Origin of the sequence: Acutalibacter caecimuris (assembly GCF_034335085.1) — a bacterium.
Lineage (GTDB): Bacteria > Bacillota > Clostridia > Oscillospirales > Acutalibacteraceae > Acutalibacter > Acutalibacter caecimuris.
This window is the reverse complement of the sequence record NZ_JAWXXJ010000055.1, coordinates 1-6,365: the sequence shown is the minus strand read 5'-3', so window position 1 is coordinate 6,365 and position 6,365 is coordinate 1. Positions and strand designations below refer to the sequence as shown.

The 6,365-nt window shown below is 52.5% G+C and carries 6 protein-coding genes and 1 pseudogene; 1 reads left to right on the top strand and 6 read right to left on the bottom strand.

What is annotated here, in order from left to right; genetic code table 11:
* Positions 1–107 (top strand): annotated as a pseudogene (locus U8U01_RS16710) (IS5/IS1182 family transposase); the annotation flags it as partial.
* Here U8U01_RS16710 and U8U01_RS16705 read toward each other — a convergent pair.
* From U8U01_RS16705 to U8U01_RS16680, 6 genes are all read right to left on the bottom strand, one after another.
* The gene (locus U8U01_RS16705; protein WP_322176710.1) at positions 85–645 is read right to left on the bottom strand and encodes a helix-turn-helix domain-containing protein; all 561 of its coding nucleotides are present in this window, start codon (positions 643–645) and stop codon (positions 85–87) included. The pseudogene U8U01_RS16710 and the gene U8U01_RS16705 overlap by 23 nt on opposite strands.
* A gap of 740 nt (positions 646–1,385) precedes the next feature.
* Positions 1,386–2,246 carry an S-layer homology domain-containing protein gene (locus U8U01_RS16700; RefSeq protein ID WP_322176708.1) on the bottom strand — a complete coding sequence of 287 codons (861 nt, stop codon included), beginning with the start codon at positions 2,244–2,246 and terminating at the stop codon, positions 1,386–1,388.
* Positions 2,247–2,562: 316 nt separating this feature from the next.
* Positions 2,563–3,675: a LuxR C-terminal-related transcriptional regulator gene (locus tag U8U01_RS16695; protein WP_322176706.1), complete on the bottom strand. Its 1,113-nt coding sequence runs from the start codon at positions 3,673–3,675 to the stop codon at positions 2,563–2,565.
* The gene (locus U8U01_RS16690) at positions 3,669–3,953 is read right to left on the bottom strand and encodes a DUF6809 family protein (protein WP_322176704.1); all 285 of its coding nucleotides are present in this window, start codon (positions 3,951–3,953) and stop codon (positions 3,669–3,671) included. The genes U8U01_RS16695 and U8U01_RS16690 overlap by 7 nt, the downstream gene beginning before the upstream one ends.
* Before the next feature lie 102 nt (positions 3,954–4,055).
* Positions 4,056–5,402, bottom strand: a complete 1,347-nt coding sequence (mobP3, locus tag U8U01_RS16685; RefSeq protein WP_322176702.1) for a MobP3 family relaxase — start codon at positions 5,400–5,402, stop codon at positions 4,056–4,058.
* Positions 5,390–5,794: a hypothetical protein gene (locus tag U8U01_RS16680; RefSeq protein WP_322176701.1), complete on the bottom strand. Its 405-nt coding sequence runs from the start codon at positions 5,792–5,794 to the stop codon at positions 5,390–5,392. The genes mobP3 and U8U01_RS16680 overlap by 13 nt, the downstream gene beginning before the upstream one ends.
* Positions 5,795–6,365 lie beyond the last annotated feature (571 nt).

Genomic DNA, 6,365 nt, shown 5'->3' with positions numbered 1-6,365 from the left:
TTCTCAAAAGATGGCGCGGTATTGCTACGCGCTACGCCAAAAACGCCTCTTCCTTCGCCGCCGCTGTCCAGATCCGTTGTATTGCTATTTGGCTCCTTGTTTATTGACGACGCCATCTAGCAGCGGCTTGTCCATCACATCTACAAGATGGTCGTACTCAATGTTTTCTTTTACCAACTGTTCATAACCGGCATAACTCGTTTCAAATCCAATCCCATCCTCTCGGGAAAGGATGGGATTGGATATATCTATATTTATTTTATCTTTACTTTGTTTATCTTTATTTAGTTGTGTGCCGTTTTCCATCGGCAGTTTCTCCGTTAGCGGATTATCCGTTGTCGGGTTTTTGCACAACGGCTGTTCGTAGACATTGTAGATGATGTTCGCCAGCTTGCCGCCGCTGCCGCGCCCCTGTACTCGTTGCCGGTAATCAGCCCGCTCCAGCTCGTTTATGGCTGAACGGATAGCCCCTACGCCCTCGCGGTTAATGTAGGCCAGCCCCGCGATGGAATAGTCCCAATCATCCGGCAGGGCCAGCATTTGCGAGAGCAGTCCCTTTGCTTTGAGGGAGAGCGCTGGGTCGCGCAGGTGGTGATTGCTCATTACTGTGTAGTCCTTGTCGTGCCATACTCTGAAAATTGCCATAGCATCACTCCTTGAAAGTATTCTATGTGATGGGGCGACGCCCCTGGTCACCTAAAATGGGCATGAAAAAAGCGGCGTTCAGCCGAAGCCAATACGCCGCTTTGCGAATTTGGGAGTACCAAGTCTACTCCCCTCTAATTATCTTACCACTAATATTATACACTTGACAAAATTCAAAATTTCACTTTTTTCTACTCGCTGTTGGTGAAATAAATATTTTTTGACTATATCAAATTAAAATTATATAAAAATAAACCAAGTTCATAAAAAATTTACATTTGAGAGAATGGCTATGGTAGTGGCGCTAAACGCCGTGAACTCCATAAGCAGATGTGCAAGTTGCACACTTGCTTTTTTTGTTCGGTATCTCTAACTGTTGGCAGCAGAAAAAATCAAAAATGTAAAATGTAAACTTGATTTTCTGATTTGAGGTCATGGAAAAATTTGCCGCAACCTCAAAGTTGGTCCGCCGAAATTTGTTCACAAATCATATACCTCGCGAGAATCAGAACGAAATATCTTCATTCCGATTTTCACTTGAGCCTTATACGCCTCTTCACGACGCTACTTTTTCACATTACAGATTGTAGCACATCATTTTTCGTTTGTCTTCCGATAGACTTCCGATGTTTGAGGTCGTGGCAGATTCTGCCATGACCTCAAATCTGGTCACCGAAAATCTTTCGCCCACCAAAACGACATTTTGACGTTTTGATTTTTGTGGGTTTCTTTTGTTGCAGTCAGAGGTTGTTAACAAATTTCATCACCATCTGCGCCGCCTCAGCCCGAGTAGCGTTCCCCCTCAGGTCTAGCACACCGTTCCCCTTGCCGCTGACAATACCGCTCTCATGGGCCCAACACAGGGCTTTCCACGCATAGGTGCTTACCTTCCCGGTGTCGCTGAAATCAAGCTCATTCTTGCGCGGTTCGGGGCTCCCGGCGTACCGCCAGAGCATCACCGCCAAATCCTGCCGTGTAATAGGCAGGTCAGGAGCAAATTTGCCCCCTCCAACTCCGGCAACGACACCTTTTGCCGCTGCCCAATTTACCGCGTTCACGTACCAACCGGTGGTCACATCGCTGAATCTGCCGCTGCCGGACTTGGGCCTGCCCTCATTGTTGTAGATGATCTGCGCGAACTGAGCGCGGGTCAGGCTGTCAGTGGGGCCAAACCTGCCGTTTGCGTAGCCAGACATCAGACCGTTCTTGCAAACAAACTCCACCGCTTTGATATACCAACCGGTATCGCTCACGTCCGGAAATGGGTTCTTCCATGGCTCTGGCGATTGGCTGGGGGATGTGGTGGGGGTGGGGGTTGGCGAGCCAGTCGGCGTAGGGCTTGGGGAGTCCGTAGGCCCTGGTCTGGGCGTTGGCATCTGAATTGGTACAAAACCGGCCTTCACGGTCACATCCCTGCCGGGCATTTTGAAGGTGAACTTGCCGTCCTTTTCAGTGAGTTCCACAGTCTTATTCTTGCTGTCTGTGACGGTGACTTTGTCCAGCTTATACCCCTCGTAAGGCTTGACGGTCAGTGTCACCGTGCCGCCAGAATAGATGCTGGTAGGGCTGGCAGTGACAGTGCCATATCTGGTTCTTTCCAATCAGTTCTATCGTGATGGGCCTGTCTCCTGGCAGAAGGATCGCGGCAGTCAGTGCACCAGGCGCAAACGCTGTAACATTCATCCTGAGGCCGCTCAGCGTCAGCTTATATCCACCGTCAACCTCCTCCCAGGTATAGCCCGGGCCTTGGGCGTGGGTCTGGCCTTCCCCCTCTCCTACGTTGGTAAAGTCCAGCATAGTCGTAAGCGTCTCATTTGCCCCCAGTGCAGCAGGCGGACACATTCCCAGGCACAATAGCAGCGCAAGCAAAATGCTCAATAATTTTTTCATACCGATACCCCCAAAAAATAAAATAATTTATATCAGCCCCAAGGCCCGGGCGGCGGCAATGGCCTGCGCCTTGCCCGAAGCGCCCAGCTTGCGGTAGTTTTCCTTGATGTGATAGCGCACGTTGTCGGACTTCATTCCAAGCCGTTCGGCAATCTGAGTGGCCGAAAGCCCCTCGCTTTGCAGGCGTAAAATCTCCAGCGCCGTGCTTGAAAAATTCTCCCAGACGGCATTCCTCGGCGACAGGTAGCCTGGATATCGCCGGGACATCTGCTGGGTCTCCTCCAGCACCTGCCGAAACCAAGGACTGTCCCGGCCATGGGCCTTGAGCAGCGGCAGAATCGCCGGGCCAAGCTCGCTGATGAGCCGCACGAACTGGTAGCTCTCGGCTTCGTCCAAAGCGGCGGTCAGCATGGCCTCCCACTCCGTCCCCAGCCGCTGGCGTACAATGGCCCCCAGCACCCCGGTCTCCATGCGGATGTAGGTCCTATAGCAGCGTTCGGCGTACTCGCTAAGCTTTTCTAGCAGGGCCAGAGCTTTGAGGTTTTCGCCCAGCGCCAGGTAACAGCGCACCTTGGTGAGATACCGGTAGCGCTCCATGGTGATGAACTCCTTGTCCTCGTCCGGAGCAGTCCCCAGCCATGTTTCCGCCGCCATATCCCCGCTATATAGCGCCACCCTGCACCGCGCAGCCTCTATATTGGGCAGTAATTGCACCACCCGCTGCTCCTCCACCGCCGCCTGGAAGGAGTCCAGAATGGTACCGGCGTTTTTTAGGCAGCCCTGCAAAATCATCATCCGCACCCGCTGGCCCACTGCCGAGAACGCGATTTCCAGTCTGCCTCCGCACTCGGTCTCCACCTGCCCCCTGGAGAGCAGGGTCAGCACTTCGAAGGAGTCCGCTCCCTTCTCATAGAGGCTCTCTCCCAGGGCAATTTTCGTCAAACCTTTGCCGTAGCTGCCCAACACCCGCTCTACCAGGGGGCCGACTGTCCGCGCCAGTACCCGGTCCGAGCGGCTCCACTTACAGAAGTCCTTGCCGCCGCTCATGGTGCTGGGCACGTTGCTGGTGACGGAAAACTCCGGCAGGGAAACGCCCTGGTCCAGGAGCATGGCGGACGCTCTCAGCATTATCTTCAGCACATCCCGGCTTGCTTGTCCATTTCACCCAATTCTTTCATCAGGCCCACGCCGAAGCGTACACCCTCCGCGAACATACACCGGCATTCCTCGTCGCAGATTCCATCGGACAATTCATCGATCCGATCCAACTGCTGTTGGTCGTCGTCAGACAGCTTTTCGCGCAGTTCGTCCATCAACCTTTGCTTTTCTTCATTAAGCCGCTGATACTTTTCTGTTGCGGGCTTAACGGATTCGGCGGGATAGATTTGGCCATCGTAGAGCATATCAAGTATTTTCATAGCGTTACCTCCTACCACAATCATACCCAATCCATTGCCATAAATCCAGTGAAATCGAGTGGGCAAACCTACAGAAAATTTTATAAAAACTCACACATAATTTTACCCTTGCCTCAACCCCTGCGCTTGCTTTTTCTCATTGATCTTCCGGCGCAGCTTGCGGTCGACACGCTTGTCCTGATAGACAGGCCGAACATCATTTTGCAGGATCTGGCTGGTCTGCTGCAGCAGGCGCAGGGCGTTCATGCCAATGTTAGCAGTACCCACAGTAGACAAAGGCTTGTGCTTGTTATCTGTATCATCTTCGGCCACACCTTGCTCCTGCTGGCTATCCAAAACCAAATCCATGGCTGCCTGGATGATGGCGTTCTTAATCATTTTGAACTCTTTGTTTTGCGACAGCGGAACCCTCTCCGGCAGGCTGCTGTTGTAGGTGCGCAGCACATTTTCTCTCTGCTCATACCATAAATCGTAAAGAGCGGAAATCCGATTGTCTTTTGCCAGTTCATCTACAATGGAATCCACAATCGCTTTCACGTCGGTCTTGAGATACCCATACACCTTTTTGCCCTTGGTGCGGGACAGCCGCCGGGCTAGCTGTAGCAACAGTTCCTCCAGATGTGGATTGGAATACCCGCCAGCATTGATCTGCGAAACGATTTCCGCAAGCACATCCCTGCTCTCGGAGCGCAGCCGGTTCCTATGCTCCGTCTGCTTTTCATAAATGCAGAGCAAATCCTGCGCAAAAATATCTTTTGCAAAAGCGGAGCGCAATTTCTGCACACCCTGCTTGGTAAGGTACCCCTCGCTTTCTACTGTGGAGTACGCAATCAAATGCACATGAGGATGATGTCCCTCGTTGTGGAAAGCCGCAAACCACTTCAAGTGCCCCATAGGGATGCGCAAGTTTTCGGAGAGCGCTTGGGTCTGTGTTCGCAGCATATCCCGCCAGCGGGAACCATTATCGAAGCCGAGCCGCTCTGCATCCTCCCGGCGCATAGAAATAATCACCGTCCACACATTGCCGCCGTATTCGTTGAGCTCCTGCGACACCTTTGCGAGATTCACCTGCATACCATCATCCGTAAACAATCCATGAGAACCGAACCGCTCCGCGCGGGGTCGGGTGGCGATATAGTCGGCGTAAGTTTTGGCGTTCATGGCGTCGGATGCGGCGTTGTCCTCAATGGCGCGGGTGATGAACTCAGATGCAGATTCCACCGTCTGCTTTTGCAGATAATCTTCATACTCCAACATATCTTTGGTATCAGGAAAGTCACGAAGAATTTTTGCAATTAGCTGTTTCTGATTCCAAGTGACAGGCGCAAACCGTTTGCTGTCATCGATTTTCTCCACACCATCACGGGTAGCAATATACTTTGCGTACCCTCCACGCCCCTGCCGAGCACCTGGTTTCAAGAACTTAAACTTCGTGACTAACTTTGCCACTCTACCGCGTCCTCAAAACGAAAATTGCCGTTGAGCCTTTTTACCTCTTGAATACACTCCCCGCGCAGCCGTGCCAGAGATATCTCATCTATCTCACTGCTGGCAGCGACCACATTCATGAGCATGGCCAGCTCCACCGCCAATTTGAAAATCATTTTGCTCTGACGGTTGTCGCTCTCAGCGACAATGCTTTTCATATTGGAGAGGAGCGCGTTGGGCAGGTACGAGGTATCCTCGTCTGCTGTGACATGACCAACATAGTAGCAGATTGCCCGGTCGATGAACTCCGACTGGCTTTTGCTCTTATCTTTCCGATAATTGTTTTTGACGAGCTCCAGCGTACTGGGGTACGCCCATAGTAAAAACTTTTTCTTGCCTTTTGGTGCAGGCATATTTTCACTTCCTTTCTGCCGCAACCCTACTCAAAACGCCGTATTACCAGCCTTTTTCAGCACTACAACCCACCCATCTTGCCGACAGCCTTGTCAGCAACCCACCCTACAAAATGCACATCTGGAAGCCCGAAAAAGCCCGACGCGACCGGCATTGCCGGGCGCGGTGAACCGTGAGGGGGGTGCAGCGCAACCCACCTCACTTTCTCCCGCTTAACTTTCGACCCAGTCGAAAGTTTCTTTTCTGACCTTGCCGAAACCGCCCCCAATCCCATAAAACCAGCGACTTTCCAAACCCGGCCCACAAAGGCCCAACACGGCCTGCAATTGGCCTGGGCCGAGTTGTTTTCCCGACCTGGCCCAGCAAGCCCCGCCAAAGGGCCACAAGGTGGGCAACGTGGGCCGACTATGCTGATCCACCGCATTAGATTTTCTTATCCGGCGGCAGGATACCCTCCAACCGCTCAAAGCAGCACTCGGTATAGGAGAGGCCGTTTTCAGTGACGATCCTGTCCAGCACTGCCAGCATATCCTGTTCCTTCAAGCTGGCGCGGTCGCTGGGGCAGTCAAA

Coding starts and splice junctions, on each gene's coding strand:
- U8U01_RS16705 (WP_322176710.1), bottom strand. CDS start 645: ATGGCAATTTTCAGAGTATGGCACGACAAGGACTACACAGTAATGAGC.
- U8U01_RS16690 (WP_322176704.1), bottom strand. CDS start 3,953: ATGAAAATACTTGATATGCTCTACGATGGCCAAATCTATCCCGCCGAA.
- U8U01_RS16680 (WP_322176701.1), bottom strand. CDS start 5,794: ATGCCTGCACCAAAAGGCAAGAAAAAGTTTTTACTATGGGCGTACCCC.